This window comes from Catenulispora sp. EB89 (assembly GCF_041261445.1).
GTDB lineage: Bacteria > Actinomycetota > Actinomycetes > Streptomycetales > Catenulisporaceae > Catenulispora.
Genome location: NZ_JBGCCU010000021.1, coordinates 105457 through 131573, shown reverse-complemented (window position 1 = coordinate 131573; position 26117 = coordinate 105457). Strand labels below are relative to the sequence as shown.

General features: G+C 71.0%; 22 protein-coding genes. 9 read left to right on the top strand and 13 right to left on the bottom strand.

Going from position 1 to position 26117, the window contains the following annotated elements:
- The first annotated feature begins 71 nt into the window (after positions 1-71).
- On the top strand, positions 72-1076 hold the full coding sequence (locus ABH920_RS35275) for a sigma-70 family RNA polymerase sigma factor (protein ID WP_370353664.1): 1005 nt from the start codon (positions 72-74) through the stop codon (positions 1074-1076).
- 70 nt (positions 1077-1146) lie between these two features.
- Here the strand turns inward: ABH920_RS35275 and ABH920_RS35270 are convergent, their stop codons facing one another.
- Positions 1147-2133, bottom strand: coding sequence for an oxygenase MpaB family protein (locus ABH920_RS35270; protein WP_370353593.1), 987 nt, complete (start codon positions 2131-2133; stop codon positions 1147-1149).
- 27 nt (positions 2134-2160) lie between these two features.
- Between ABH920_RS35270 and ABH920_RS35265 the strand changes: the two genes are divergently transcribed.
- A complete protein-coding gene (locus ABH920_RS35265) occupies positions 2161-2616 on the top strand; it encodes a pyridoxamine 5'-phosphate oxidase family protein (protein ID WP_370353592.1) in 456 nt (151 codons plus the stop codon).
- Positions 2617-2624: 8 nt separating this feature from the next.
- Here ABH920_RS35265 and ABH920_RS35260 read toward each other — a convergent pair whose 3' ends face one another.
- Entirely contained in the window at positions 2625-3296 is a 672-nt protein-coding gene (locus tag ABH920_RS35260; RefSeq protein WP_370353591.1) for a DUF5336 domain-containing protein, read from the bottom strand.
- Positions 3297-3484: 188 nt separating this feature from the next.
- Here ABH920_RS35260 and ABH920_RS35255 point away from each other — a divergent pair, with 188 nt between their 5' ends.
- From ABH920_RS35255 to ABH920_RS35240, 4 genes are all read left to right on the top strand, one after another.
- Complete coding sequence (locus ABH920_RS35255; RefSeq protein ID WP_370353590.1) at positions 3485-4675, top strand: acyl-CoA dehydrogenase family protein; 1191 nt, start codon at positions 3485-3487, stop codon at positions 4673-4675.
- 9 nt (positions 4676-4684) lie between these two features.
- Positions 4685-5806 (top strand): acyl-CoA dehydrogenase family protein, encoded by a 1122-nt coding sequence (locus ABH920_RS35250; protein WP_370353589.1) that lies wholly within the window; start codon positions 4685-4687, stop codon positions 5804-5806.
- A gap of 10 nt (positions 5807-5816) precedes the next feature.
- Positions 5817-7439, top strand: a complete 1623-nt coding sequence (locus ABH920_RS35245) for an acyl-CoA synthetase (protein ID WP_370353588.1) — start codon at positions 5817-5819, stop codon at positions 7437-7439.
- A 193-nt stretch (positions 7440-7632) separates the two neighbouring features.
- Complete coding sequence (locus ABH920_RS35240; RefSeq protein WP_370353587.1) at positions 7633-8613, top strand: acyl-ACP desaturase; 981 nt, start codon at positions 7633-7635, stop codon at positions 8611-8613.
- A gap of 589 nt (positions 8614-9202) precedes the next feature.
- On the opposite strand, the gene ABH920_RS35235 is transcribed toward ABH920_RS35240, so the two are convergent.
- The 5 genes from ABH920_RS35235 to ABH920_RS35215 all read right to left on the bottom strand — a co-directional run bounded on the left by ABH920_RS35235 (position 9203) and on the right by ABH920_RS35215 (position 14010).
- Positions 9203-10072: an NADP-dependent oxidoreductase gene (locus tag ABH920_RS35235; RefSeq protein ID WP_370353585.1), complete on the bottom strand. Its 870-nt coding sequence runs from the start codon at positions 10070-10072 to the stop codon at positions 9203-9205.
- Between the two features lie 45 nt (positions 10073-10117).
- Positions 10118-10753, bottom strand: coding sequence for a Crp/Fnr family transcriptional regulator (locus tag ABH920_RS35230; RefSeq protein WP_370353584.1), 636 nt, complete (start codon positions 10751-10753; stop codon positions 10118-10120).
- Positions 10754-10872: 119 nt separating this feature from the next.
- Positions 10873-11766 carry a carbohydrate ABC transporter permease gene (locus ABH920_RS35225; RefSeq protein ID WP_370353582.1) on the bottom strand — a complete coding sequence of 298 codons (894 nt, stop codon included), beginning with the start codon at positions 11764-11766 and terminating at the stop codon, positions 10873-10875.
- A complete protein-coding gene (locus ABH920_RS35220) occupies positions 11763-12701 on the bottom strand; it encodes a carbohydrate ABC transporter permease (RefSeq protein ID WP_370353581.1) in 939 nt (312 codons plus the stop codon). Before ABH920_RS35220 ends, ABH920_RS35225 begins: the two co-directional genes overlap by 4 nt.
- Before the next feature lie 22 nt (positions 12702-12723).
- On the bottom strand, positions 12724-14010 hold the full coding sequence (locus ABH920_RS35215) for an extracellular solute-binding protein (protein ID WP_370353580.1): 1287 nt from the start codon (positions 14008-14010) through the stop codon (positions 12724-12726).
- A gap of 323 nt (positions 14011-14333) precedes the next feature.
- Here ABH920_RS35215 and ABH920_RS35210 point away from each other — a divergent pair, with 323 nt between their 5' ends.
- The 3 genes from ABH920_RS35210 to ABH920_RS35200 all read left to right on the top strand — a co-directional run bounded on the left by ABH920_RS35210 (position 14334) and on the right by ABH920_RS35200 (position 17901).
- The gene (locus ABH920_RS35210) at positions 14334-14951 is read left to right on the top strand and encodes an isochorismatase family protein (RefSeq protein WP_370353579.1); all 618 of its coding nucleotides are present in this window, start codon (positions 14334-14336) and stop codon (positions 14949-14951) included.
- 4 nt (positions 14952-14955) lie between these two features.
- Positions 14956-15864, top strand: a complete 909-nt coding sequence (locus tag ABH920_RS35205; RefSeq protein ID WP_370353663.1) for a GlxA family transcriptional regulator — start codon at positions 14956-14958, stop codon at positions 15862-15864.
- Between the two features lie 150 nt (positions 15865-16014).
- Positions 16015-17901: a phosphodiester glycosidase family protein gene (locus tag ABH920_RS35200; RefSeq protein ID WP_370353578.1), complete on the top strand. Its 1887-nt coding sequence runs from the start codon at positions 16015-16017 to the stop codon at positions 17899-17901.
- 203 nt (positions 17902-18104) lie between these two features.
- Here ABH920_RS35200 and ABH920_RS35195 read toward each other — a convergent pair whose 3' ends face one another.
- The 6 genes from ABH920_RS35195 to ABH920_RS35170 all read right to left on the bottom strand — a co-directional run bounded on the left by ABH920_RS35195 (position 18105) and on the right by ABH920_RS35170 (position 26105).
- Positions 18105-18710 carry a hypothetical protein gene (locus ABH920_RS35195; protein WP_370353577.1) on the bottom strand — a complete coding sequence of 202 codons (606 nt, stop codon included), beginning with the start codon at positions 18708-18710 and terminating at the stop codon, positions 18105-18107.
- Positions 18711-18819: 109 nt separating this feature from the next.
- Positions 18820-19836, bottom strand: a complete 1017-nt coding sequence (locus ABH920_RS35190; protein ID WP_370353576.1) for an FHA domain-containing protein — start codon at positions 19834-19836, stop codon at positions 18820-18822.
- A gap of 84 nt (positions 19837-19920) precedes the next feature.
- Positions 19921-21243: a VWA domain-containing protein gene (locus ABH920_RS35185; RefSeq protein WP_370353575.1), complete on the bottom strand. Its 1323-nt coding sequence runs from the start codon at positions 21241-21243 to the stop codon at positions 19921-19923.
- Positions 21240-22475 (bottom strand): protein phosphatase 2C domain-containing protein, encoded by a 1236-nt coding sequence (locus ABH920_RS35180; RefSeq protein ID WP_370353574.1) that lies wholly within the window; start codon positions 22473-22475, stop codon positions 21240-21242. The genes ABH920_RS35185 and ABH920_RS35180 overlap by 4 nt, the downstream gene beginning before the upstream one ends.
- Positions 22472-24766, bottom strand: a complete 2295-nt coding sequence (locus ABH920_RS35175) for a tetratricopeptide repeat protein (protein ID WP_370353573.1) — start codon at positions 24764-24766, stop codon at positions 22472-22474. Before ABH920_RS35175 ends, ABH920_RS35180 begins: the two co-directional genes overlap by 4 nt.
- Before the next feature lie 103 nt (positions 24767-24869).
- Positions 24870-26105, bottom strand: coding sequence for a hypothetical protein (locus ABH920_RS35170; RefSeq protein ID WP_370353572.1), 1236 nt, complete (start codon positions 26103-26105; stop codon positions 24870-24872).
- Positions 26106-26117 lie beyond the last annotated feature (12 nt).

Here is a 26117-nt window from a genome sequence, read left to right as displayed (position 1 = left end):
TGCCCGCGGACCGCCCAGTTTCCGGGCCGCACGGTGTCGGATCAGAGTGAGAGGAGGTGGCGAGCATGGAGATGTCCGCCGATCTGCTGCACCGCGCCCGCTCCGGCGACCGCGACGCGTTCGCCGAACTGGTCGGGCCGTACCGGGGTGAGCTGCACCTGCTGTGCTACCGCATGCTCGGGTCCTTCCAGGACGCCGAGGACACGCTCCAGGAGGTGCTGCTGGCGGCGTGGCTCGGCCTGGCCGGGTACGAGGAGCGCGCCTCGCTGCGGACCTGGCTGCACCGCATCGCGACGAACCGGTGTCTCAACGCCCTGCGGTCGGCCGGGCGGCGGCCGCAGCCCACGGCGGGGTTCTCCCAGCCGGTGCCGGAGCCGTCGGGACGCAACGAGGTGCTGTGGCTCCAGCCGTACCCGGACCTGCTGCTCGACCGGCTGCCCGACGGGGAGCCGGGGCCGGAGGCGAGGTATGAGTCAGCCGAGGCGATCTCGCTGGCGTTCCTGACCGCGCTCCAGCTGCTGCCGCCGAATCAGCGCGCGGTGTTGCTGCTTCGGGACGTGCTCGGGTACCGCGCCGCCGAGGCCGCGGACCTGTTGGGGCTGACGGAGAGCGCCGTGACGAGTGCTTTGAAGCGCGCGCGGGCGACGCTGGACGCCACGGCGCGGGGGCCGAAGCGTCCGGGGCCGGTGCCCGGGAGCGAGGAGGAGCGGGAGCTGACCGAGCGGTTCGTCGCGGCGTTCACGTCGCACGACGTCGAGGCGCTGCTCGCGCTGATGACGGACGACATCTGGGTACGGATGCCCCCGATGCCGTTCGAGTACCACGGGATCGCGACCGTCCGGGACTTCTTCACGGCCATCGAGGCGCACCGGCGGGCGATCTGCCGTTTGGTGCCGACGCGCGCGAACGGCCAGCCGGCGTGGGGCGAGTACGCGCGGGACCGGATGACCGACCAGCTGCACTGCGTCGGGATCCTGGTGGCGCGGTACTGCGGGGACCGGGTCGACGAGCTGACGCACTTCGAGGCCGGGATCGCGGCGTCGTTCGGGTTGCCGCGGGTTTTGGGGGACGGGTGATTCGGAGTGACTATCGGTCGGTAGTCGATAGTCGGTAGTCGGGTGGTCGGTGGTCGGTGGTCGGTAGTCGTTAGTCGCGGGACGTGCCGGGCGCCGACCGCCACCCGAGGTGCTGGGGCGGCGGCGTCATGCCCATCCGCTCGTAGGCCGTGCCGACGATCTCCGAGGGCTGCAACGCCCACCGGATGAAGCGCCCGGCGGTCTGCGCGAGCGGACGGTCGATGAGGATGCGTACGGCGTCGGGGCGGCCCAGCCGCAGCGGCTCGCGGGCCCAGTCCGGGAGCAGCGCGGCGGCGCCGTTCATCAGGAGCCGGACCGCCGCGCGCTCCCCCGGCGTTTCGCCGTAGGTCCGGATGAAGTGGATGCCCTCGATCGCGGCCTCGGTGGCCTGGAGCTCGGGGCGCATGTCGCGCAGGTACCGCGCGACCTCCGACGCCGACTCCGGCACGTCCTCCGCGCCGAGCATGCGCGCCGGGACCGCGACCTCGCGGTAGTAGCGGTCGCGTTCGGCGGGGGTCAGCGGCGGCGCGCCGAAGCGCTCGTACCCGGCCAGGAAGCAGCGGACCTCGGCGACGTGGACCCAGGTCAGCAGGTGCGGGTCGGCGGCGCTGTAGGGGCGGCCGTCGGGGGCGGTGCCGTTGATGCGGGGGTGGACGCGGTCGCGGACGTGCGCGACCGCCGCCTCGGCCACTTCGGTGGAGCCGAAGCTCGTGGACATCACGTAGGCGGCGGTCCGGTTGAGCCGCGAGATCGCGTCGGTGCGGAAGTCGGAGTGCTGGTCGACGCCGGCCATCGCCAGCGGATGCAGCGACTGGAGCATCAGCGAGGCGAAGCCGCCCATCAGCATGCCCGGCGCGTCCGAGTGCACGCGCCAGGTCACGGAGCCCGGGCCGAACAGCCCCGGATCGCCGGGCGGGTTGGCGTAGCGCTCCTGGAGCCGGAGGCCGCGCGCGCCGTGGACGCTGGTGTTCACTTCGCGCCGGACGAACGCCTTCAGCCCGCGGGCCGGGTTGGGGACCGCGGGGCGGGCGGTGAGCGCGGTGAGCCTTGCCGTCATCAATCGAAACCTGTTCTACTTTTCCCCATGAGCCAGCGGGACCGCATCCGGATGTCCGATGATGAGATCGAAACCTTTTTCGCCGCCGCACGCAAGCTCCAGATCGCCTCGGCGAACCCCGACGGTACGCCGCACCTGGTGACGATGTACTACGCGCTACTGGACGGCGACCTGGCGTTCTGGACGTACGGGAAGTCGCAGAAGGCGCTGAACCTGCGGCGCGATCCGCGGATCACGTGCCTGCTGGAGGACGGGATCGCCTACGACGAGCTGCGCGGCGTCACGATCTACGGCGAGGTGGAGCTGATCGAGGACTTCGACCGGGTCGTGGCCTTCGGCATGCACCTCACGGCACGCTACCCGGAGGTCTTCGGCCCCGACGCCGAGGCGATGCGGCCCTTCGTGGAACAGCAGGCGGCCAAGCGCGTGGTGGTGCGGGTGCGGGCGAAGCGGACGGCGTCCTGGGACCACTCGAAGATGTGAGGTAGCGCCTACCGGCGCGCGCCGATGATGCCGACGTCGAACACATACGCCAACCAAGCGAGCACGAACTGCACGGCCCCGAAGACGAGGAACAGCGTCTGCAGGTCACCGGCCCCGTCGGAGCTGATCGCGGAGAGCACCAGCGTGACGAAGATGGCCGTGGTGATCATCGCCGGCAACGCCCCCGGCGCCCGCTCCCGAGGCAGGAACTCGCGCACCGCGACCAGCCCGGCGAGGAAGAACATGGTCGGCGCGAGCGCGTAGATGGCGACCCCGACCTTGTAGAGGTTCATGGAGTCACCGTCGCCCGCACTGACGTAGCCGAGGAAGAGGTTGATCACGCCGAGCGCCGCAACGCAGAGGTAGAGCATCTTGCCGAGCGGGACAGTGACGGCGGCGCGCGGGAGCGGGTGTTGGTGCGGCGGCTGTTGGTGGGGTGGCTGACCCGGCGCAGGCGGCGGCTGGGCATGCGGCGGCTGGCCTGGCACGGGCAGCGGCGCATGGTGCGGCCCTGATTGCGCGGGCTGGTGCGGTGGCGGCTGGCTCGATGCCTGCGGCTGCTGCGGCTGGCTCGGCGCGCGCGGCGGCTCAGGCTGCTGCGGCGGCTGATTCGCCTGCTGCCCCGGCGCGTCGGGCACCGAATCCTCGCCGTCCCCGCTGGCTCCACCCGGCATGCTCATCGGCGCTCCGTTTCCCAGCTCCGTTTCCCAGCTCGGCGGCCCGCCCGCCGCGTCCGCCGTCCCCTCAGCCGACCAGTGCGGCCGCATGATCGCCCTCGCCCGGCGCCGTTCGGGCGACCCGGTGTGCGAATCTGATGATCCATCAGAAACCCTTGCCATCGCACATGCAACACGTTCTAATTCACCTCATGCGGATCGCGTACACCGAGGCGCAGGCGCAGCTGCGCGACACACTCCGCTCCTACTTCGCCGAGCTGGTCACCCCCGAGGTCGCCGAGGAGATGTCCGGCGGCGAGTTCGGCGGGCCGCGCAGCCGGGAAGCGGTGCGGCGGATGGGCCGGGACGGGTGGCTGGGCGTCGGGTGGCCCGAGGAGTACGGCGGACAGGGGTTCACGCCTGTCGAGCAGTTCGTGTTCTTCGACGAGGCCCAGCGCGCCGGTGCCCCGGTGCCGTTCCTCACCGTCAACGCCGTGGGGCCGGCCATCATGCGGTTCGGCTCTGCAAAGCAGAAAGCAGAGATCCTTCCGCGCATCCTCGCCGGTGAGTGCATGTTCGCCATCGGCTACTCCGAGCCGGATTCCGGGACCGACCTGGCCAGTCTGAAGACCCGCGCCGTGCTGGAACCCGACGGGAAGCACTACGTCGTCAACGGCCAGAAGATCTTCACCTCGCTCTCCGACCACGCCGACTACGTCTGGCTCGCCTGCCGCACCGACCCCGGCGCCCCGGAGCGCACCGGCAAGAAGCACAAGGGCATCTCGATCCTGATGGTCCCGACCTCGGACCCGGGCTTCAGCTACACCCCGATCCACACCATCGGCGAGGCCTCCACCTACGCCACCTACTACACCGACCTGCGCGTCCCGGCGGAGAACGTCATCGGCGAGCCCGGCGAGGGCTGGCGCGTCATCACCACGCAGCTCAACCACGAGCGCGTCGCGCTGTGCTCCTCCGGATCCCTGGAGCGCCCCTTCACCGAGGTCGTGGAGTGGGCCCGGCAGACCAAGCTCGCCGACGGCACCCGCGTCATCGACCGCGAGTGGGTCCGCGTCCACCTGGCGCGCATCCAGGCCAAGCTCGCCGCGCTGCGCCTGTTCAACTGGAAGGTCGCCGCCTCCGCGGAACTGGACGTCGCCGACGCCTCCGCGACCAAGGTCTGGGGCACCGAGCTCTACTGCGAGGCGTACGGCCTGCTCCTGGAAGTCCTCGGCGCGGCCGGCGCGCTGAAGAAGGAGTCCCCCGGCGCCCTGCTCGCCGGCCGCGTCGAACGCGCCTATCGCGGCGTCCTGATCCTCACCTTCGGCGGCGGCACCAACGAGATCCAGCGCGACCTGATCGCCCTGTTCGGGCTCGACATGCCCCGCATCCCCCGCCACTAGGAGCCCGCCATGGATTTCGAGCTGACCGAGGAACAGCGGGCCCTGGTCGACCTCGTCGACCGGATCCTCGCCGACCACTGCGGCCACGAGCGCCTGGCCGAGCTGGAGAAGGACGCGCGCGGCAGCGGGATCGGCTCCGTGCACGACGCGCAGGCCTGGCGCGCGCTCACCGCCGCCGGAGCCGTCACCGCGCTGCTCCCCGCCGACGGCGACCTGGGGATCATGGGCTTGGCGCTGCTCGCCGAAGTCGGCGGAAAGCACACGGCCTACGTCCCCGTCGTGGCGGCGATCGCCCTCGGGGCCCTTCCGCTGGCGCGCTTCGGCGGCCACGAGGACCTGCTCGCCGACGTCGCCTCCGGCGCCAAGCTGGCCACTGCCGCCCTGGAAGAGCCCGGAGAACCCGACTCCCTCACCACTACTGCGCGCCGCAGCGAGGGCGACACCTTTGTCCTGGACGGCGCAAAGACGATGGTCCCGTATGGCGACCTGGCCGATGTCGTTCTCGTCCCGGCCGCTCTCGACGACGCGCCCGCGCTGTTCGTCGTCCCGCGCTCCGCTCTTAAGGTGACGCCGCTACTGGCCACCGGACGGCAGCCCTATGCGGAACTGGAACTAGACGCGGTAACCGTTCCTCAAGAGGCGCTTCTAGCGCGCGGCGCAGAGGCTCTGGACTGGCTCCGCGATCTGGGCACCATCGCCTACGCCGCCGAGGCGTCCGGCGTGTGTACCGAAGCAGTCGCCATGACCGCGCGCTACACCAGTACCCGCAAGCAGTTCGGCGAGCCGATCGCCTCCTTCCAGGCCGTGGCCCAGCGCGCCGCCGACGCCTTCATCAGTGCCGAAGCCCTCCGGCTGTGCATGCTGCACGCCGCGTGGCTCATGGACGACGCCGCGCGCGGAGGCCACTCCTCCACTCCTGCAGAGGCCTCTGCAGACGTCGCTATAGCGAAGTTCCACGCAGGGGACGCAGGCTCCCGCGTCCTGCACGCCGCGCAGCACTTGCACGGCGGCATCGGCGTGGACACGGACTACCCGCTGCACCGCTACTTCGTCCGGGGCCAGCAGATCGAGCAGACCCTCGGCACCGCCACCCGGCAGCTCCTCCGCATCGGCGCACACCTGGCAGAGTAAGGACTCCTCCATGCAGTTCAACCTCGCGGACCTGTTCGAGAGCGTCGTCGACAAGATCCCTAAGAAGGAAGCCCTGGTCGTCCCCGGCGTGCGGCGATGGACGTACCGGGAGTTGGACCGCGAGGCGAACCGGGTGGCGCACTTCCTGCTGGCGCGGGGGGTAGGCGTGGGCGACCACGTCGGGATGCACATGTACAACGGGTCGGAGTACGTGGTGGCGGTCCTGGGGTGCCTGAAGGTCCGCGCCGTGCCGATCAACATCAACTACCGCTATGTGGCCGACGAACTCCGTTACCTCTACAGGGACGCCGATCTGGTCGCCGTAGTAGTGGATGCGGAGTTCGGCGATCGGGTGCGCGAGGTCGCCGGCGACTCCCCGAAGCTCAAGACGATCGTCTCCGTCGGCGGCGCTATAGAGGATCTGCCCTCTGTCACTTATGAGAACGCTGTACGTGAGCAGTCCGAGGAGCGGGACGGACTACTCCCCCATGGAGAACGCTCTGCAGACGACCTCTACATCATCTATACCGGCGGGACCACAGGGATGCCCAAGGGCGTCATGTGGCGCCATGAGGACATCTTCTATGCGGGGATGGCAGGGGGACGCCCTTACGGCGAACCCATGAAGGATCCGGCCGAAATCGCCGACAGTATCGACCCTGCGGCGGGGCAGATGGCGACGTTCCCTATAGCGCCGCTCATGCACGGCGCCGCGCAGCTCGCCACCTTCATCAGCTTCAACATGGGCCAGAAGGTGGTCCTGAACCGGAAGTTCGACGCGCACGAGGTGCTGCGCACCGTCGAGCAGGAGAAGGCGAACGTCATCTCCATGGTCGGCGACGCCATGGGCCGTCCCCTCGCCGAGGCGCTGGCCGGGCCGCTGGCCGGGACCGACGTCAGCAGCCTGTTCGTGCTCAGCTCGGCCGGCGCGATCCTGTCCGAGGCAGTGCGCGAACAGCTCCAGGCGCAGCTGCCGAACGTGCTGATCCGCGACAACTTCGGCTCCACGGAGAGCGGCTTCAACGGCGACGCCGCGCCGGGCAGCGGTCCGGCCGGCGGGATGCGTTTCACCGTCAACGAGCGCACCACGGTGTTCCTGGACGAGGAGCACCGGCCGGCCACGCCGGGCGACGGCCGGGTCGGGCGGGTGGCGCAGCACGGGAACGTGCCGCTGGGGTACTACAACGACCCGGCGAAGACCGCCGAGACGTTCTTCGAGCACGACGGCCGCCGGTGGGTGCTGCTCGGGGACATGGGGACGCTGGAGGCGGACGGTTCCGTCTCGGTGCTCGGACGCGGGTCGCAGTGCATCAACACCGGCGGGGAGAAGGTGTTCCCCGAGGAGGTCGAGGCGGTGCTGAAGGCGCATCCGGGGGTCTTCGACGCGATCGTCGCCGGGGCACCGGACGAGCGGTTCGGGAACCGGGTGGCCGCCGTCATCCAGCCGCGTTCGGACGGCGACGACGCCCCGACGGACGGCGAGCTGGAGGAGTTCTGCCGTGGCAGACTTTCCGGTTACAAGGTGCCGCGCCTGCTGGTGCGGGTGTCGCAAATCCGCCGTTCCCCGAGCGGCAAACCCGACTACCCTTGGGCGAAAGAGCTGGTCACCGAAGCGGCCCGCGGCGAAAAGTGAGACGCGGGTCACACGAAAAGCTCTTGCGCCGGAAATCAGTTGACAGTCTGTCGGCGGCCACCACTGGACCTTTGCCGACCCGGTGTCTTACGCTACTTACGCTAACGTAACCTACGAACCCGTAAGTTTCGGGTCCGTAGGTCCGTCCCCCAAGGCCCGCTTCCCCAGGCCTGAGCGTGTAGGAGCCCGTCCCATGACCGTCACCGACCTGCCCCGGCAGAGCGCCCGCCCGACGAACGCCATGTCAGAGGCGGCCCTGCTCAGCGAGCTGGAGCAGGTGGTGGAGGAGAACCTGAACCGCCACCTGTCCACCGCCAAGGAGTGGTTCCCGCACGAGTACGTCCCGTGGAGCGAGGGCGAGAACTTCGACGGCGTCATGCAGGGCAAGCCCTGGAGCCCGGACCAGTCCCGGATCCCGGACATCGCCCGCACCAGCCTGGTCCTGAACCTGATGACCGAGGACAACCTGCCCAGCTACCACCGCGCGATCGCGGTGCAGTTCGGCCAGGACGGCGCCTGGGGCACCTGGGTGCACCGCTGGACCGCCGAGGAGGGCCGGCACGGCATCGCGATCCGCGACTACCTGCTGACCACCCGCGCCGTCGACCCGGTGGCGCTGGAGCGCGAGCGCATGACGCACATGTCGAACGGCTACAGCCAGCCGGACAGCTACGACGCCGTGCACTCGGTGGCGTACGTGAGCTTCCAGGAGCTGGCGACCCGCATCGCGCACCGCAACACCGGCAAGGTGTCCGGCGACCCGGACTGCGAGCGCCTGCTGGCCCGCGTCGCCCAGGACGAGAACCTGCACATGCTCTTCTACCGCAACCTGCTCAGCGCGGCCTTCGAACTCGACCCGGACCAGACCATGCGCGCGGTGACGAACGTGGTCCAGCAGTTCCAGATGCCGGGCTCAGGCCTGCAGGACTTCAACCGCAAGTCAGTCATGATCGCCAAGGCCGGCATCTACGACCTGCGCATCCACCACGACGAGGTGCTGATGCCGATCCTGCGCCAGACCCGCGCCCTGGAGCGCGACGACCTCGGCGCGGAGGGCGAGATCGCCCGCACCGAGCTGGCGGAGTTCATGGAGGGCCTGGACACCGCCGCGGCGCGGTTCTGCGAGCGGCGCGAGGCGCTGCTGGCGAAGCAGGCGGCGCGGCGCGAGAAGTAGGGCGGCTGCTGCTGCGCTGTCGCTGTCGAGCGGGGCTCGGTCGGCCGGGGTGGCGCGCACGCGCTGCAGGTACGGCCGGGGCGGCGCGACGCGAGAAGTAGGACGCTGGCGCGCTGTCGCTGTCTAGCGGGGCTCGGTCGGTGGCAGGGCTCGGTCAGCCGGGGGCGCGGCCCGCACGTGCTGCCGGTACGGCCCGATGCTGCCGGGGAGCGCCCCACGCGCCCGAAGCGAATCAGCTTCTTGATGTAAGAGGCGCGCGGTGCCGTGCGCGAAAAAAAGTGAAACAGAACCCTAAAGTCCTCCGGGCGATCTGCCGATACATCTAGTAAGCGGCCCGGCCCCGGCGTAGCCCGCGTTCCTGCCCTCCGCGAGCGCGCCGCCGCCGGACCCGCCTCCTGGTAGAAGGTCGCCGGCCGGTTGCCCCCCGGCCTGTCGGGGACCGGTTTCGACCGTGATGATCTGCGGAATCAGCACCCGCAGATCATCACGGCGTTACTTGGGGCGCGGCGAAGCCAGGGCAGGCGGTGGCGACATGCCCGCATCAGGACCCGCAGCCGCTGCCAGAGCAACCTCGCGCCGCATCAGCCCCTCAGGGCAGCAGCACCAGCTTCCCCAGCGCCCCTCCCCGCTGCATCCGTCGGTGTGCCTCTGCGGCCGAGGCCAGGGGCAGCGTCTCCGCGATGCGTGGCGTGAGCGTGCCAGCCTCCGCGAGGCGGGAGAGCTCTGCCAGGTCGCCGACTGCCTCGTTCACGAATACTGTCACCGGGTCGATTCCGCGCGCCGGGGTGAACTGGCCGCCGGGGATCCAGAACTCGGGGACGACCGTCGCGTAGCGGCCGCCGTCGCGGACTCGGGCGAAAGCCGCGAGTGCCGTCGCGCCTCCGGTCACGTCCAGTGCTGCGTCGACCGCCGCGCCGGAGGCGTCGCCGACGTCGGTCAGCACCTCGATGCCGCGCGAGCGCGCCAGTTCCACTACGAAGCCGCCGACTGCGCTGCCGGGGCGGTTCACCAGCAGGGTCTCCCCCGGGGCCAGTGCGAGGTGGTGCAAGGCGGTCTGGGCCGTCAGTCCTGCCAGGGGCAGTGCTGCGGCCTCGGCCCAGTCCAGCTTCGTGGGGGCCGTTGCGACGAGGCGTTCCGGGAGAGTTGTGTACTCCGCGTAGGCGCCGATCTGGGTCTGGGAGTGGGCCGTGTAGCCGATCACGGCCGTTCCCGGTGGGAAGGCGTCGGTGCCGGCCTCCACGACGCCGGCCAGGTCGTAGCCGGGTACCAGGGGCATTCGCACCGGGTCGGGCCAGGCGTAGCGTCCTTCGCGCATGCCGATGTCGGCGGGGTTCACGGCGGCGGCGCGGATGCGGATCAGGACTTCGCCGGGGGCGGGGTCGCGGAGGTCGAGCTTCGTTGGGATCAGGTTCTCGGCGGGCCCGAATTCGTGGACTGCCATGGCGTTCATCGTCGTCATGGCAGTGACGGTACGGTCGGTGCGCGGGGCGCGCCTTGACCTGGATCAAGCGGTGACCGGATGCCTGCGGCGGATGCGGCTCAGCGCCTCGGGTGTCACGCCGATGTAGGCCGCGACCTGGGACAGGGGGACGCGGGGTGCGATCGCCGCGAAGTCGTCGAGGAAGGTGCGGTAGCGCTCGGCGGCGTCGTCGAGGAGCAGCGTGCGGTTGCGGAGTTCCGCGGTGATGAACTTGTGCTCCGTCAGGCGCGCGGTGAGTTCGCGCCAGCCCGCGTGGCGTTCGATGAGGTCCGGGATCGCGCCCGGGGGCATCGCCAGGTACCGCGTCGGTTCCAGGGCCTGGATGGCCAGGTCGGAGATCTCGACCGTCAGCAGCGCGCGGTACGTGCACACCAGCGCGTCGTCGGAGGCAAACGTGTTGACGCGCTCGCGCCCGTCCGGGCCGACGAACACCTGCCGCACCAGCCCCCGCAGGATGAAGCTCGACCGCGAGTCCGAGTCCCCGATCCGCGCCAGGTACTCGCCTTTGGCGGCTTCGGCCACCCGGAAACGCCGCGCCGGCTCCAGCTCGGCGTCGGTCATCCCCGGAGCCCACCGCCGGGCGAAGGCGGCGAACTGCTCGAACGCGGCAGACGCAGCAGACGCGGCAACTGTGACGGACGTGGCCGGCGCACCAGACATCAAAGAGCCTCCTCCCCACTAAGAAGGCCCCGCCGACCGCCCGCGATTCCCACCGCGCAGCAGAAAGCCCGCCGACGCAGCTCAGGATGCGTCGGCGGGCTCCCACGAGCAGGCGAGAACTACTTGATCGACCCCGCGGTCAGCCCGTCGACCACCCTGCGCTCGATCAGCCCGAACAGCACGATCACCGGGATCGTCGCGATCAGCGTGCTCGCGAACAGGTGCCCGTAGTCGACGGTGTACTGCCCGATGTAGTTGTCCACCGCCACCGAGAACGGAGCCTTGTCCGGACTCGTCGTCAGCGTCAGGGCCACGATGAACTCGTTCCACGCCGCGATGAACGTGAAGATCAGCGCGGTCACGATCCCCGGCATCGCCAGCGGGATCGTCACCCGGCGGAACGCGCCGAGGCGCGTGGCCCCGTCGATCATCGCGGCCTGCTCCAGTTCGACCGGGATGGCCGCGAAGTACGCCGACAGGATCCACACCGCGAACGCCAGGTTGAAGCCCGCGTCCACGACGATCAGGGCCCAGACCGAGTTGATGCCGCCCAGGTCGCGCATCTCGCCGTAGATGCCGACCACCATCGCGGTGGGCTGGAACATCTGCGTGACCAGCACCAGCAGCAGGAACGTCTTACGGCCGCGGAACTTCTTGCGGGCCGTGTAGTACGCCGCCGGCAGCGCCACCAGCAGCACCAGCAGGGTCGCGCCGCCGGCGACCTCCAGCGTGATGCGCATGTTGGTGCCGAAGCTGGAGTCGCCGGAGAACACCGTGGTGAAGTTCGACCACTGCAGGTGCTTCGGGATGATCGTCGGGTCGGAGGTCTCGTTCACCGGCCGCAGCGCGGTCAGGAACATCTCGATGTAGGGGGTGATGAAGATCAGCGCGATCAGGTACGCGCCGCCGATCAGCGCGATCTTGCGCACGCCCGGCAGGCCGCGCGGCGGCTTCGGCGCGCCCGGCACGCGGTCCTGGCGCGCGGTCGGCGACGAGGTCGTGACTGCGGTCATGCGTCGACCTCACTGTTCCACTTACTCACCTTCAGGAAGGCGAAGACGATCACGATCACCAGCGCGAAGTTCACCACCGACAGGGCCGCGGACTCGCCGATGTTCTGGCGCTTGAGGATCCACATGAAGACCGTGGTGGTCGCGGTGTCGTAGCCCGGTCCGCCGTGCGTCATCTCCCAGATGATCGGGAAGCTGTTGAACACGTTCATCACGTTGATGACGGTGGCCACCAGCAGCGCCGGCCGCAGCAGCGGCAGCGTGACCGAGAAGTAGGTGCGCACCTTGGACGCGCCGTCGACCTTGGCCGCCTCGTAGACCTCGGCCGGGACGGTCTGCAGGCCGGCGATCACGGTGTAGCTGGCGAACGGGATCGACACGAAGACCGCGACGCCCATCTCCCAGATGAACCCGGAGGTGGAGTGCCCCAGCCAGTCCGCGGTGGCGCTGTTGCGGTCCACCAGGCCCAGGTCGCTCAGGATCAGGTTGATGAATCCGTAGCCCGGGTAGAGCATCCACTTGAAGATGATCGAGGTCATCATCACCGAGGCCGCCCACGGGGCGATGAGCGCCCAGCGCGCGACGGTGCGTCCCGGGAACTTCTTGTTGAACAGCTGCGCGACGCCCAGCGAGATCACCATCGTGGCGGTGACGACCACCACCACCCAGATCCCGGTGCGCTCCAGCACACCGTTCAGGTCCTGTTCCTTGAACAGCTTGTTGTAGTTGTCCGTCCCGTTGGAGCCCAGGTTCACGCCGTAGCGCGACCAGTGCGTGGTCGAGGACTGGACCATCTTCACCACCGGCCACAGCACGGCGAAGGCGATCAGCGCGATCGCCGGGCCGATCCAGGCCAGCGGGGCCAGGCCGGACAGTACCGACCTGGCGGAGGAGGGGCGGGACCGGGCTGGCCGGCCCCGCTCTGTGTGCGTCGTCATCGCTGGGACGTCCCGTACTGCCTTAGTTCTTCGCCGTCGCGACGGCCTGGATCTGGTCCAGGACGCCCTTCGGGTCGGAAGTCACGGCCTTGCCGACGATGTCCTTGACCTTCTGCGAGGCCGGGTCCCAGTTCGGGTCCGAGCTCGGGTACCAGGCGGCCGAGGGCAGCGCGTCGATGAACGGCTTCAGGGCCGGGTTCTGCGTCGACAGGTCGGTCGCCGCGTCCTGGGTGGCCGGCAGCAGGTCGTACTCGTTGTCGAACTGCTCCTGGTACTGCTTCTGCAGCGCGAAGTCCAGGAACTCGCCGATCGCGGTCTTGTGGTCCGGGTGGGTGTTGAAGGCCTCGATGAAGTCGGCGACGCCGAGCGGCGAGGTGACCGGGCCGGACTTGCCGGGGATCGCGGTGGCCTTCCAGTTGCTGCCGATGGTCCCCTCCTTGAGGATCGGGAGCAGCGACGGGGAGCCGTTGATCATGCCCGTGTTGCCGGCCGCGAAGTCCTTCCACAGGTCGGTGCGGGACTTGGTGGCCGGGTCGGACTCGGTCAAACCGGGCTTGACCAGGTTGTCGGTCAGCCACTGGAAGGTCTGGACGTTCTGCGGGGAGTTGATCGCCCACGCGCCCGAGGCGTCCTTGTAGCCGCCGCCGTTGCCCAGGAACCACAGGTAGGTCTCGGCCTGCGCCTCCTCGGAGCCCAGCGGGAGGCCGAAGCCGGTCTTGCCGATCCCCTTGATCTTGGCGGCGTCGGCGGCCACGTCGGCCCAGGTCTGCGGCGCCGCGGTGATGCCGGCCTGCTGGAACAGCGCGGTGTTGTAGAACAGCGCGCGGGTCGAGGTGGTGAACGGGATGCCGTACTGGGCCTGGGTGCCGTCCTGGCCCTTGGTCTGGCCGAGCTGGGCCACGTGCGGGATCAGGTTGCTCACGGTCTGCGGCGAGACGATGTCCGAGGCCTTGTACAGCAGGCCCTGCGCCGCGACGTCGGCGTAGCCGCCGCCCTCGAACAGGTCCGGGGCGTCGTTGTTCTGGACCGCCGTGGTCAGCTTGGTGGCCAGGTTGTCCCAGGTCGCCATCTGCAGGTCGACCTTGACGTTCGGGTACTTGGCCTGGAAGGCGTTGATGATGCCCTGCCAGTAGAGCTTGGTGTCGTCGGTCGGAGTGCTGCCGTAGTTCGGGGCGAGCAGCGTGATGGTGACCGGCTTGGAGGAGCTGCCGCTGTTCGAGCCGGACGACGAGGACTTGCTGGACGAGCAGGCCGACAGGGCGAGAGCCGCGGCCAGACCGGTCGCAGCGATAGTGGCGAGACGCTTCACCTGGGATCCACCTTTGTAGGAAGGGTGAGGGTTGGGGACTACAGGTCGTGACGCTGGGACACGCTAATCACGTTTGGCCCGGCGGTATAGACCAGACGGTCCTCAGGTATAGACCAGTTATCGAACCGTCACCTCGGAATGCCCACAAAACGGGATCAAATCGGGCGTAATCAAGGCCTTGAAAGCGACTTCACGATGAACCACTGTTGAGCCGCAGATGTTGATCGGGATCGCGGGCACCCCGGGCATCCTGACCGGATCGTTCCGCAGCTGGGCCGGAACGGGTCTGCCGCGCGCCCGGCCGGACCGCGATCGTAGAGGGCATGACACAGCGAGCCCTCATCGTGATCGATGTCCAGGAGTCCTTCCGTTCCCGCCCCCTGTGGGCCCTCATCGACAACCCCGACATCGCGGACGACGTCAACCGCCTGGTCGACCACGCCCGCGAGCAGGGCGACCTGGTGGTCTGGGTCCTGCACCAGGAGCCCGGCAGCGGCGGCGCCTTCGACCCGGAGTCCGGCCACGTCCGCTACCTGGACGGCCTGCGCGAGCCGGCCGCCGGCGAGCCCCAGATCCGCAAGACCTCCCACAACGCGTTCACCACCACCAACCTGCAGCAGCTGCTCACCGAGCAGGGCGTCGGCGAGCTGGCGATCTGCGGCATCCGCACCGAGCAGTGCTGCGAGACCACCGCGCGCCTGGGCTCCGACCTGGGCTACCAGGTGACGTTCGTGGTCGACGCGACCGCGACCAACCCGATCCCGCACCCGGACGCGCCGGAGGACCTGACCCCCGAGCAGCTGCTGGCCGACCCGCGCACGCTACCGGCCGCGGCGGTCGTGGAGCGCACCGTCTTCGCGCTCGCCAAGCGCTTCGCGACCGTCGCGACGGTGGACGAGGTGGTCGGCGCGGGCGCCCTGGCGGACAGCCGGGTAGGCTGACCGGATTGTGAAGGTCGTCTTCCTGCTCATCCCGCGCCTGCACCTGCTGGACCTGTCCGGTCCGGCCCAGGTGTTCTCCACCGCCGATGATCTCGGGTTCCCGTACGAGCTGCGGTACTACGCCGAGCAGGAAGACATCGAGACCGCGCAGGGCGTCCGGCTGCGCGCCGAGACCGACTGGCCCGGCGCCGGCCCGGAGGACCTCGTGCTGGTCCCGGGCTGGCGCTCGCCCACGCTCAAGGGCAGCCCGCGCCCGGGCCGCGAGCTGCTGGCCCGGCTGGTCGAGCACCACCGCGCCGGCGGCACCGTGGCCAGCGTGTGCTCCGGCGCCGACGTGCTGGGCCAGGCCGGGCTGCTGACCGACCGGCGCTGCACCACGCACCACGACCTGCAGGACGAGCTCGCCGCGCGCTACCCCCGGGCCCGCGTCGAGCGCGACGTGGTCTACGTCGCCGACAGCCGGGTGGTGACCTCCGCCGGCATCGCCAGCGGCATCGACCTCGCGCTGCACCTGGTCGCCGAGCGCCACGGCCCGGCCGCGGCGGCGCGGGTCGCCCGGGACATGGTGGTCTACGCGCGCCGCTCCGGCGAGGAGTCCCAGGACAGTGCGATGCTGCGGCACCGCTGGCACCTGCGCGACGCCGTGCACCGCGCGCAGGACCGGATCGACACGGATTTTGCCGAACCTTTGCGCCTGGCCGATCTGGCCCGCGCCGGCGGCGTCAGCGAGCGCACGCTGACCCGGCAGTTCGTGGAGAGCACCGGGATGACTCCGCTGCGCTACCAGCAGACGCTGCGCGTGGAACGGGCCGAACACCTGATCGGACATGGGGAGACGGTGGAAGCGGCGGCCCGCGCGGTCGGTTTCGCCGATGCCCGGATGCTCCGCCGGCTCCGTTCGCGCGTGATGTAGGACACGTCGCTTTCGCCCTCTTGCTCCGCAACCGCCCCGGGGTTGCCACGCGTCTGAGAAGCGCAGGGAATTGTTGGCAAGCTGGCGGTACCCATCAATGAATGGCCATACTCTGAGGCTGGATCGGGGACCGGACTGAGAGGATCGTGGATGACACCGGCACCGACGGGAAGGACCGGCGACGGCTATCCGGGACGCGGGGTTCCTCCGCGGCCGGACCGGCCGCAGGGACCGCCCCGCAGCCGTGATGTACCGCGGCCCCGGCCCCCGCAGGACCCCCGCCAGGGGCCCCCGGCGGAGCCGACGCCGTGGGACGACTACTCCAACCCTCAGGCCCCTCAGGCCGCTCAAGCTCCCCAGTACCCGCAGCGCCCGCAGGCCCGCGATCCGCGCGGCGGACAGCAGCGCGATCCGCGCGATCCGCGCGACCCCGGCCGGCCGCGCGCGCCCCGGGACCCGCGCGATCCGAGCCAGCAGCCACGCCCGGACCTCCAGCAGGGCGGATACCCGCAGCCCGGCTATCCGCCGCAGGCGGGGCGTCCGCAGGCCGGCTACGCGCAGCAGCCGCCGAGCTACCAGCAGAGCCCGAGCTTCCAGCGCGTGGACCGCGCGACGCAGGAGATGCGGACCGCCGAGGAGACCCACGTCCCGCGCGGGACCCGGCGCCGGGTCCCTCAAAACCCTGAGGATCTGCGTCCGGCCGGGGTCCCCGGCCCGCGGCCCCAGCCCAACGGCTACTCCCAGGGCCCGGACCAGGACGAGTTCTCCTCCAGCTTCCAGGAGGGCTACGCCGGGTACGACGGGGACGACGGCCCCGAGACCGACGACCCGGACGCCCTGGACGGCGAGCGCGGCGGCCGCGGCCGCCGGCGCGCGGGCAGCCGCCGCAAGGACCGGCTCTCCCCGGCCCAGCGCCGCCGCCGCAAGACGATCTTCCGCAGCGTCGCCGCGGTCCTGGCCGTGTTCGTCTTCATGACCAGCTACTCGCTCTACGGCGCGCTGAGCGCCCCGGGCAACATGAGCAACCAGGCGCGGGTGGCCGAATGGGCCCGCGGGCACGGCATGGGCTGGGCCGTGACCTGGATGGAGAACCAGCAGTACCAGAACAACAAGCCCAAGACCGGCGGCAACCTGTCCCCGCAGCAGCTGGCCGACCTGGCCCCGCCCTCGGCGACGCCGACGCTGGCCAAGAACGAGCACGTGCTGCCGCCGATGAAGCCGTTCGTGCCGAACCCGGCGCCCGGCGAGGGCGACTGGTCCCCCGCGGTCGTGGTGAACGGCGTGCCGGTGATCCAGACCGCGAAGCTGCGCTCGGACCCGCAGCACCTGGAGTACCTGTCGGCGGTGTCGTGGATGGACCAGAAGCACGCCAGCTTCGTCCTGCACCCCGGCTCCCAGCAGCCCGGCACGGCCGGCTACAACCAGACCGACCACCTGGCCGGGGACCAGCTCAAGAACCTGATCGCGACCTGGAACGGCGCGTTCCTGCTGAACCCGAACGACGCGCACGGCGGTTTCTACCTCAACGGCAAGACCTACGGCACGCTGGTGCCCGGCCAGGCCTCGGAGGTGTTCTACAAGGACGGCACGATGAACGTCGGGTCCTGGAACTCCGGCCCCGGCCTGCAGATGGACCCGAACGTGGTCGGCGTCCGGCAGAACCTGCAGCTGCTGGTGGACAACGGCCAGGTCAACCCGAGCGTGGACAGCGACGACAAGAAGCTGTGGGGCGTCACGGTCAAGAACGCCTACTTCGTGTGGCGCTCCGGGATCGGCGTCACCGCCGACGGCAACGTGGTCTACGCGATCGGCCCGGCCCTGTCGGTGCGCACGCTGGCCGAGCTGTTGCAGCGGGCCGGCGCGGTGCGCGGCATGGAGCTGGACATCAACCAGGAGTGGGTGTCCTACATGACCTACGCCGCGAACCCCAACGGCACCGGGGATCCGACCTCGACGAAACTGCTGGACTTCGCCCGGACCGGGCAGCGGTACTTCTCCACCGAGGAACGCGACTTCGTAGCCGTGTACAGCCGTTAACCGAAAGCTCGCTCGCTCTCCGACTCCCCTGTCGCTACCGTGGTTCGGGTAGCGAGAGGGGAGCGCTGTTTTTCATGAACGGGACCGTCTTCGGCATCATCCTGATCGTGCTCGCGGCGGCCGGAGGGGCCGTACTGTGGGTGGACACCGTCCGCAAGCGCGACAAGTGACAGCACACTGACAGCACCGACAGCACTGACGGCTCAGTAGCCGTAACCGCCGCCGCCGCTCCCACCCGAAGTGGAGGGGGCAGAAGGACTGGACGGGTTGGACGGCGTCGTGGTGCCCGGGCCGGCCCCGGTCGCCAGGGTCGGGGTGGCGACGTACCACGTGCCGCCGCTGCCCTCGCCGTTCGCCTGTCCGGCGGCGCTGTCACCGGTGAACTCGTACAGCGGGTGACCGTTATAGACCACCTGGCCGCTCACCACCGTCAGCGTGCCCTTGGCTGCGGTGGCCTCGGTGGGACTGGCCGCCGTCAGCGCCGGCCAGGTCGCGGCACAGCTGCCGGTACACGTCGGCTTGCCGCCGGCGGTGTCCGGGGTGAAGTAGTAGAGCGTGTGGCCGTCCGGTGCGGTGAGCACCATGGTCTGCGTCCCGTTGACACTCGCCGAACCGCTGTTCACGGTGGTGCCCGAGGTGCTGGACATGCTTGGCGAGCTGGACGAACCCGACGAGCTCGACGGGGCGCTCGACGACGGACTGCTGCTCTTTCCCGAGGAGGAGGAACAGGCCGCCGCCAGGGCGAGCAGCGCCACCGCCGACACGGCCCCGGCCACGCGGGCGGTGGGAGGGAATCCCGGCTTCGACATTTTCGTGCCCCTTTCGGCTCCGCGGAGGACTTTGTCCTCCACTGGTGGCACGTATCGGGGGCCGTCGTGGTTCGGCCGGGTTCCCTCCCGCTCGTCGCGGGCGCTGCTGTCAGGTGAGCTGGATCAGCGTGAGTGTCGTCCACACCCCGACATGGATGCGATACCCGGCCTCGACCGGGAAGGCCTGGTTCGCCGGGATCGGGGCGGTGTCGTCGTTGAGCACGGTGCCGTTCATCGACTCCAGGTCCACCACCTGCCAGCCGCCGTCGGGGCGGTGCTGGAGCACCGCGTGCAGGTGCGAGACGCCGGGGTCGCTCGGCGGGCCGGTCAGGTCGATGTCGACGGTCCCGCGCTTGCCCGAGCGGCCGATGCGCACCGTGTCGCCCTTGAGCTCGAACTGGCGTTCCGGGCAGTACGGCGGGAACGGGTAGGCGTTGGGGTCGATCTCGCCCTCGGCGACCACCGCGTCGTAGTACGCGCGGTCGGCGCTGGCGATGGCGATCCACTGGACCGCGGTCGAGGCGCCGCCCGGGTCGGAGGTGACGGTCCGGGCCAGCGGGTCGGGGTCCGCGACGACCTGCGAGCCCTGATTCGCCGGGCCGCCCTGGCCGCCCTGGAAGCCCTGGCCGCCCTGAACCTGGCCGTTCTGCCCGGTCGAACCGGTCCGCCCGCTGCCCGGATCGGTCTGCGAGCCCTGATTCGCCCCGGTGGCTACACCGCGCGCGACCGGGCCGGTCTGGCCGCCCTGGCCGCCCTGAACACCCTGACCGCCGCCGCCCCGCGCCGCCGCCTCGCGCGCCGCCTCCTCGGCCGCCCGCTGGGCCTTCTCGGCCTTGCGCAGCTCGGCCTCGATGTCCAGCTCGGGCTCGTCGAGCGTGTCGCTGCTCTGTTCCTCGTCGAACGGGAAGCCGCAGCCCTCGCAGAACGTGTCGCCGTCCTGCCGGGGCATCAGGCACTTCGGACACGGCTCGCCGGCCGCGCCGAAGGACGGCGAGCCGTGCGCCGCCGGCCCGCCGGCCGGGGCCGAGTTCCCCGGCGCCGCCAGCGGCGCGCCCATCGACAGGCCGCACTCGTCGCAGTAGTCGGTCGCGACCGACTGGTGTCCGTCCGGACATGTGGCCATCATCGTCCACCCGCCTCAACGCCGGCCGCGGCAGCCCGCCGCGGATTCCGCACCCTCGCCATGCTCATTGCCTACCCCCCGCAGGTGTCAGTTCCGCTTGGCCCGCACGGTCTTGGTGGAGACCATGTCGAGCTCCATCGCGTCGCCCTTGTCCACCTTGGCCTTGGCCCGCACCTTGGAGGTGGCCGGGTCGACCTCGGTGACCTTGCGCAGCATCTTGACGGTGTCCTCGTGCCCGGACTCCACCGCCAGGTCCATGGCCCGGCCCAGGCGGGCGGTGGCGGTGTCCAGGTCGCCGGAGGCCTGGGCGTCCAGGCCCTCCTGGATGGCCGCGGCCATCTCGGCCTGGCCGGTGTAGTGCGCGACCCGGCCGTTGATGCGCGTGGACAGGTCGGTGTCCTCGGTCCACACCGCGCGGATCTTGCCCTCGCCGAGCAGCGTGGCGCCGCCGGCGTCCTTGGCCACCAGCTGCACCCGGCCGGCCAGCTTCTCCTGGCCGATGTTGCCCGGCTCGACCTCGACGCAGATGTGGTACTCGCGGTTCTCCGCGCCCCAGGCGCCGGTCGGGTAGTCGCCGGTGAGCGGGTTGTCGCCGGGCACGCGCATGCCGGACAGGTCGGCCAGGTTCGGGCTGACCTGCTTGACGTAGCGGATCGTGGCGCCCTTGGGCGCCCACAGCCGCAGCGCGACGTCGGCGATCTCCTTGCCCATGGAGTTCACGGTCATCTCGCGGAAGTCCTCGGCCAGCCGGGCCGGGTCGCGGACGATGCCCACGGTGCCCAGCAGCGCCTCGGAGATCTTGCGCAGCTCCTTGGGCTCCCAGTCCTCGCCGATGCCGCGGCAGTCGGCGGTGAAGTTGCCGATGCTGGCCTGGATCGCGCGGGCCAGGTCGGCCGGGGTCTCCGACTCGTCCTTGCCGTCGGTGAGCAGGATCGCGTGCTTGATCGCGTGCGGGTGGGTGTCGAAGATCCGGCCGGCCTGGGCCAGCCAGCGGCCCATCGCGGTGCCGCCGTTGGCGTGCAGGCGGCCGACCGCCTCCTTGGCCGCCGCGCGGCTCTGGTAGTCGGCGCGCAGCAGCTGCCCGCCGGTCGGGTAGACCACGCGCGCGCCCTCGGTGCCGGCGACCACCGCGAAGTAGGCGCCGTCGGACAGCGTGTCGATGGCGACCTTGGTGGCCTCCTTGGCCGCCATCATCTTGGTGCGCGGGTAGTCCATGGACCCCGAGCAGTCGATGATGATGACCTCGACGTTGTCCTTGCCCGAAGCCGGGACGCCGCCGCCCGACGGAGCCGGCGCGCCGCCGACCGCGGCCGTCGCGGTCAGCGTGACCACCGCGTGCACCTCGCGCTGGCCGGCGGCCAGGTACTCGTTCTGGTTGATCTCGAAAGCGAAGTCTGGGTACTGGCTCATGGCTGCTGACTTGCTCCTGTCTGGCCGGCGGCGCCCTCCGCGGGCGCCTGAACGGGATAGGGGACGAGCACGGCGGTGATGTTGTCGTGGCCCCCGGAGTCCAGGGCCTTCCGGACGAGCCGGGCGGCCGCGTCGAACGGGTCCGTCAGGGCTGCGGGCAGGGCGAGGGCGGCCAGGTCCGCGGCCTTCTCCACGTAGTTCCACAGGCCGTCGCTGCACACCAGGACGGCGCCGGGGCCGTCCGGGGTGAAGCGCGCCAGGTGCGGTTCCGGGGCGCCGGAGTCGGCGCCGAGCCAGGCCTCGATGGCGTGCGAGCCCTCGGCGGCGTCGTCCCGGGTCAGCGCGCGGGAGGTGCCGCGCTCGTCGAGCCAGTAGGCCCGGCTGTCGCCGAGCCAGGCCACGGTGACCTCCTCGCCGACGATCGCCGAGACGTAGGTGCAGGCCGGCGGGTTGCCGTGGTCGGCGTCGCGGGCCAGGTCGGAGACCGCGCGGTCGGCGTCGGCGACCGCGTGCCGGGAGATCAGGCCCAGATCGGCCGGGCCGATGACGACCGCCGCGCCGGGTTCCTCGGCGGCGTCGTCGGGCTCCGTCTCGATCTCGGCCTGGAGCTCCATCACCGCGGTCTGGACCGGATCGACGTGCGCCGGCGCCGGTTCCGGCACCGGCTCGGCGACCGGCTCCGGGGTCCCGGCCGCGATCGCGGTCAGCAGCAGCTTCGCCGCCGCCGCGACGGCCGCGGCCGAGGCCTCGTCGGGCCGCTCGGAGGTGGACACCCCGTCGCAGACCACGGCGACGACCAGGTTCCGGCCGTCCAGCCCGACCGCCGGGCGCAGCGCCATCGAGTCCTCGTTGCGGTGGTGGCGCAGCCCGCGGTCGCTGATCCCGGCCACCACGCCGAGGTCGACCTCCATCCGGTCGCGGCGGCGCGGCTGCAGGTCCCCGCAGTCGGTGCAGTAGCCCTCGGCGTCGATCTCGGTGCCGCCGCAGGAGACGCACGGCTTGGGGCCCTGGAACTCCGAGGGCTCCTCCTCGCCGGTGACCGGCTCGTCGACCCCGTAACCGCAGGCCTCGCAGAACCGGGCGCCCTGCTCCATCACCAAGTCGGTGGCCCCGCAGTTCGGACACGTCAGCTGTAGCGGCATCTGCTGATCCGCCTCCTGTCCGGCCTCGGCGGCCTCGGCGATCACGGCGGTCCCGGTGGTCCCGGTGGTCCCGGTGATCTCGACGGTCATATCAGGGTCCTGGGGCGCACCGCGTTGGCCTGGTCGACCAGCTCGATCCGCTTGCCGCGGTCGGTGGCCAGCCGGGCCAGCGAGCGGTAGACGTGCTCCATGCCCAGGCGCAGCGAGCGCTCGTCGACCTCGCGGTTGATCAGCTTCTGGCCGGGGCGCAGGTCGTTCGGCTTCTGCACGGTCAGCCGGGTGCCGGCGGTGGTGAACACGTCCAGCGCCAGCCAGTTCGCGTGCTCGGAGTCCAGCCGAGTCGCCAGCCAGGCGTAGCGGGCGTCGATGTCGGCCAGGTCGGCGCCGGACAGGTCCCGGTCGCGGTCCACCAGCAGCGCCCGCAGCGCGGCCTCGGCGGCGGCGGTGTGGTGGGTGGAGGTCTGCGGCACGGCACCGAACGCGCGCACCGCCGCCTCCCGCTGCCCGGTGCGCAGCAGCGCACGGGCCAGACCGAACGCGGCGCTGACATAGCCGGGGTCGGTACGCCAGACCATGTCGTAGTAGCGGCTCGCGGTCGCCGAGTCGTTCATCAGCTCCGCGCAGGCGGCCAGCGCCAGCTTCGGCGCCGCCTCGCCGGGCAGCGCGTCGTAGACCGCGGTGAACATCCGCGAGGCGTCCTGGAGCATGCCGGCGGCCAGCTGGATCAGGCCGCGGTACCAGAACGTGCGCCAGTCGCCGCCGTTGGCGTTCTCGAACTCGTCCAGCAGCCGGATGGCCGTGGTGAAGTCGCCCTCGGCCGTGGCCACCAGCACCAGCCGCAGCTGGATCTCCTGGGAGGTGGCCAGCAGCGGCGAGTTCTCCAGCGCGAAGCGCTGCTCGACCAGGTCCACGGCGCCCAGGCCGGCCAGGATCTGCGCGCCGGGGTCGTCGCGGTCCACCAGCGGGACCGGCAGCGCGCGCACCACCTCGCGCAGTTCCGGGACCTGCGCGGTGGTGCTCGGCACCCGCACCTCGGGGCCGAACATCACCGAGGCGCCGGGGTGCGGCTTGTCCTCCTCCAGCGACAGCACCTCGCGCAGCACCGCGGTCAGCTGCTGCGCCATCTGCTCGGCGGACCCGAACCGCATGTCCGGGTCCTTGTCCGTGGCGCGCTGCAACAGTTTGTAGAACGACTCGTGCCGGGCGAACAGCGGCACCTCGGTCGGCGCGGGCAGGGCGTCCAGGTAGGTGGTCTGGTAGGCCCGGGAGTCCAGGCTGGTCAGCACCGCCAGGGTGCGGCCGACGGTGTACAGGTCGGACTCGACCGACGGGCCCTCGTCCGCGATCTCCGGGGCCTGGTACCCCTTGGTGCCGTAGATCGCGGAGTCCTCGTCGTCCATCCGGATCACGCCGCCCATGTCGATGAGCTTGAGCTGCTCCTCGGACTGGATGATGTTGTCCGGCTTGAAGTCGTTGTAGACCAGGCCCAGGCTGTGCAGGTAGCCGAAGGCGGGCAGGATCTCGATCGCGTAGGCGATGGCCTGCGCCACCGGCAGCGGGCCGGTCTTCCCGGCCGGGTCGCGGTAGTCGGAGCGGATCTGCTTCAGCGAGCTGCCGCCGACGTACTCCATGACGATGTAGCCGACCGGCGCGCCGGTGGTGGCGTCCGGGTGCTGCACGAAGTTCAGGATCTGCACGATCGAGGGGTGGTTCACCTCGGCCAGGAACTTGCGCTCGGCGGCCGCGGCGGCCATCGCGTCGGCGTCGCCGGAGTCCAGCAGGCCCTTGAGCACCACCCAGCGGTCCGAGACGTTCTGGTCCTTGGCCAGGTAGATCCAGCCCAGGCCGCCGTGCGCGATGCAGCCGAGCACCGCGTACTGCCCGACCGTGTCGCCGGCCTTCAGCTTGGGCTCGAAGGAGAACGCGGTCCGGCACTTGCGGCAGAAGCCCTCGGTGCGGCCCGGGTTCCCGTCCCGGCCCCGGCCGACCGGCGCCGAGCAGTTGGAGCAGTACCGCTTCCCCTCCGGCACCTGCGGGTTGACCATGATCGCGGTCATCGGGTCCTGGTACGGGATCGGCGGCACCTCGATCAGCCCGGCGCCCAGGTTGCCGCGGCGCGAGCGGCCGGTGCTGCCGCCCCGGGAGCCGCGGGTGCGGCTGGAGACGGAGGTGGAGTTGCGGCTGGAGGCCGACGTGCCGGTGGAGCGCGTGGCGCTGGTGCGCGAGGACGTCGCGGTCCCGGTGCGCGTCGAGGCCTGGCCGGCTCCCACGCGCGGCGTGCCCTGCTGCGCCGCCGCCGGAGCGGCGGCGGTCCCGCAGGTGTCGCAGTAGCCGTCGGCGTCGATGGTCCCGTCGCAGCCCGGCTCAAGACAGGCGGTCACTGGTCTTTCCCTCTCCCCTGTGTAAAACCCTTGTGGAACCCGGTGTGGATCCTCGGCGGGTCTGGTCGGCCCGATCGGCTCTCGTCATCAGTGGACACCAGACCTATGACATGCTCGGCAGCGCGGCGCCGACCGCTGCCTGGTAGTGGCGGACGGCGGCCTCGGCACCGGCCAGGTCGCACGGCGCGGACCACAGCAGGTCCCGCGCCAGCCCGTGCGCGGCGGCCAGCGCCGGGGTCTCGGCGACCCCGTGCCGGGCGGCGCGCGCCCGGTAGGCCTCCAGCAGCCCCCGCAGTTCGTCCCGGCGGTCCAGCGGGGCCCGGATCTGCCCGACCCGCTTCTGCGCGTTCTCCAGGATCACGCGGCTGTTCTTCTCCAGTGCCGACAGGTTCCGGCCGAGCAACGTCCAGGACTGTCCGGAACGTTCCCGCTGGAGGTCGGCGACCTTGGTGCGCAGGTGCTCGGCGGCCGCCGAGGCCGGCGGCAGCTTCGCCCGGGAGATCTTCTCCCGCACCTCGCCGCGGATCCGTTCGGCCTCGGCCTCGGCCCGGGCGATCAGCACGATGACGTCCTGCACCTCGGCCAGCCGCTGGTCGAACTCCTCGCGGGCGGTCAGCGCCTGGTCCAGCTCGGTCTGCACGCCGGCCAGGTCCGCCAGCAGGTGCGCCACCCGGGCCGGGGTGGCGGCCCCGCCGCCGGCCGCGGTGCCGAGCGGATCGGACAGCGCCCGGCGCCGCAGGTCCGAGGTCTGGGCCTCGATGCCGGCCAGCCGGTCGAAGACCGGATCGGCACCGACCCCCACCCGGTCCGCGGTGCCGCGCGCGGCCCGGGCCTTGGCCTGGAGCTCGTCCAGCGGCTCCAGCAGCCGGTTCCACGCGTTCTCGGCGTCGACCGCGACCTTCTTTACCAGGTCGTAGGTCCGGGTCATGGACTCCACGGCCTCGTCCAGGGTGAGCAGGTCCTGGGTGCTGGCCGGATCCAGCAGCCCGCGCCGCTCGAACGGCACGGCCTGCCGGGGCAGCGCCACCGAGCGGCCGGTGAGCAGATCGGCCAGGGCCGCCAGCTCGCGGTCGCCCAGCCGGGTCTTGGGGCCGCCGCGCATCGCCGCGACCCGGTCCAACACCTGCTGGTACGCCTCGAACACGGTCCACAGCCCGGCCAGCTCGGCCGAGGCCTGCGCCCAGGCCTGCGCCGTGCTGCCGGTCAGCTGCGCGCCGTCCAGCAGCCGCCGGCCCGGATGGTCGTCCAGTTCCAGCAGGCCCGCCGCCACCCCCGAGCGCTCCTGGGCGCGGCGGTCGATCGCGGCGTCGATCGCCTGCCGGGTCCACATGGTCGTCACGGTCGTGCTCTT

Coding starts and splice junctions, on each gene's coding strand:
- ABH920_RS35220 (WP_370353581.1), bottom strand. CDS start 12,701: ATGACGACGCACACAGAGCGGGGCCGGCCAGCCCGGTCCCGCCCCTCC.
- ABH920_RS35210 (WP_370353579.1), top strand. CDS start 14,334: ATGACACAGCGAGCCCTCATCGTGATCGATGTCCAGGAGTCCTTCCGT.
- ABH920_RS35235 (WP_370353585.1), bottom strand. CDS start 10,072: ATGACGACGATGAACGCCATGGCAGTCCACGAATTCGGGCCCGCCGAG.
- ABH920_RS35200 (WP_370353578.1), top strand. CDS start 16,015: ATGACACCGGCACCGACGGGAAGGACCGGCGACGGCTATCCGGGACGC.
- ABH920_RS35225 (WP_370353582.1), bottom strand. CDS start 11,766: ATGACCGCAGTCACGACCTCGTCGCCGACCGCGCGCCAGGACCGCGTG.
- ABH920_RS35255 (WP_370353590.1), top strand. CDS start 3,485: ATGCGGATCGCGTACACCGAGGCGCAGGCGCAGCTGCGCGACACACTC.
- ABH920_RS35270 (WP_370353593.1), bottom strand. CDS start 2,133: ATGACGGCAAGGCTCACCGCGCTCACCGCCCGCCCCGCGGTCCCCAAC.
- ABH920_RS35180 (WP_370353574.1), bottom strand. CDS start 22,475: ATGACCGTCGAGATCACCGGGACCACCGGGACCACCGGGACCGCCGTG.
- ABH920_RS35240 (WP_370353587.1), top strand. CDS start 7,633: ATGACCGTCACCGACCTGCCCCGGCAGAGCGCCCGCCCGACGAACGCC.
- ABH920_RS35190 (WP_370353576.1), bottom strand. CDS start 19,836: ATGATGGCCACATGTCCGGACGGACACCAGTCGGTCGCGACCGACTAC.
- ABH920_RS35275 (WP_370353664.1), top strand. CDS start 72: ATGTCCGCCGATCTGCTGCACCGCGCCCGCTCCGGCGACCGCGACGCG.
- ABH920_RS35185 (WP_370353575.1), bottom strand. CDS start 21,243: ATGAGCCAGTACCCAGACTTCGCTTTCGAGATCAACCAGAACGAGTAC.
- ABH920_RS35245 (WP_370353588.1), top strand. CDS start 5,817: ATGCAGTTCAACCTCGCGGACCTGTTCGAGAGCGTCGTCGACAAGATC.
- ABH920_RS35230 (WP_370353584.1), bottom strand. CDS start 10,753: ATGTCTGGTGCGCCGGCCACGTCCGTCACAGTTGCCGCGTCTGCTGCG.
- ABH920_RS35265 (WP_370353592.1), top strand. CDS start 2,161: ATGAGCCAGCGGGACCGCATCCGGATGTCCGATGATGAGATCGAAACC.
- ABH920_RS35195 (WP_370353577.1), bottom strand. CDS start 18,710: ATGTCGAAGCCGGGATTCCCTCCCACCGCCCGCGTGGCCGGGGCCGTG.
- ABH920_RS35250 (WP_370353589.1), top strand. CDS start 4,685: ATGGATTTCGAGCTGACCGAGGAACAGCGGGCCCTGGTCGACCTCGTC.
- ABH920_RS35260 (WP_370353591.1), bottom strand. CDS start 3,296: ATGAGCATGCCGGGTGGAGCCAGCGGGGACGGCGAGGATTCGGTGCCC.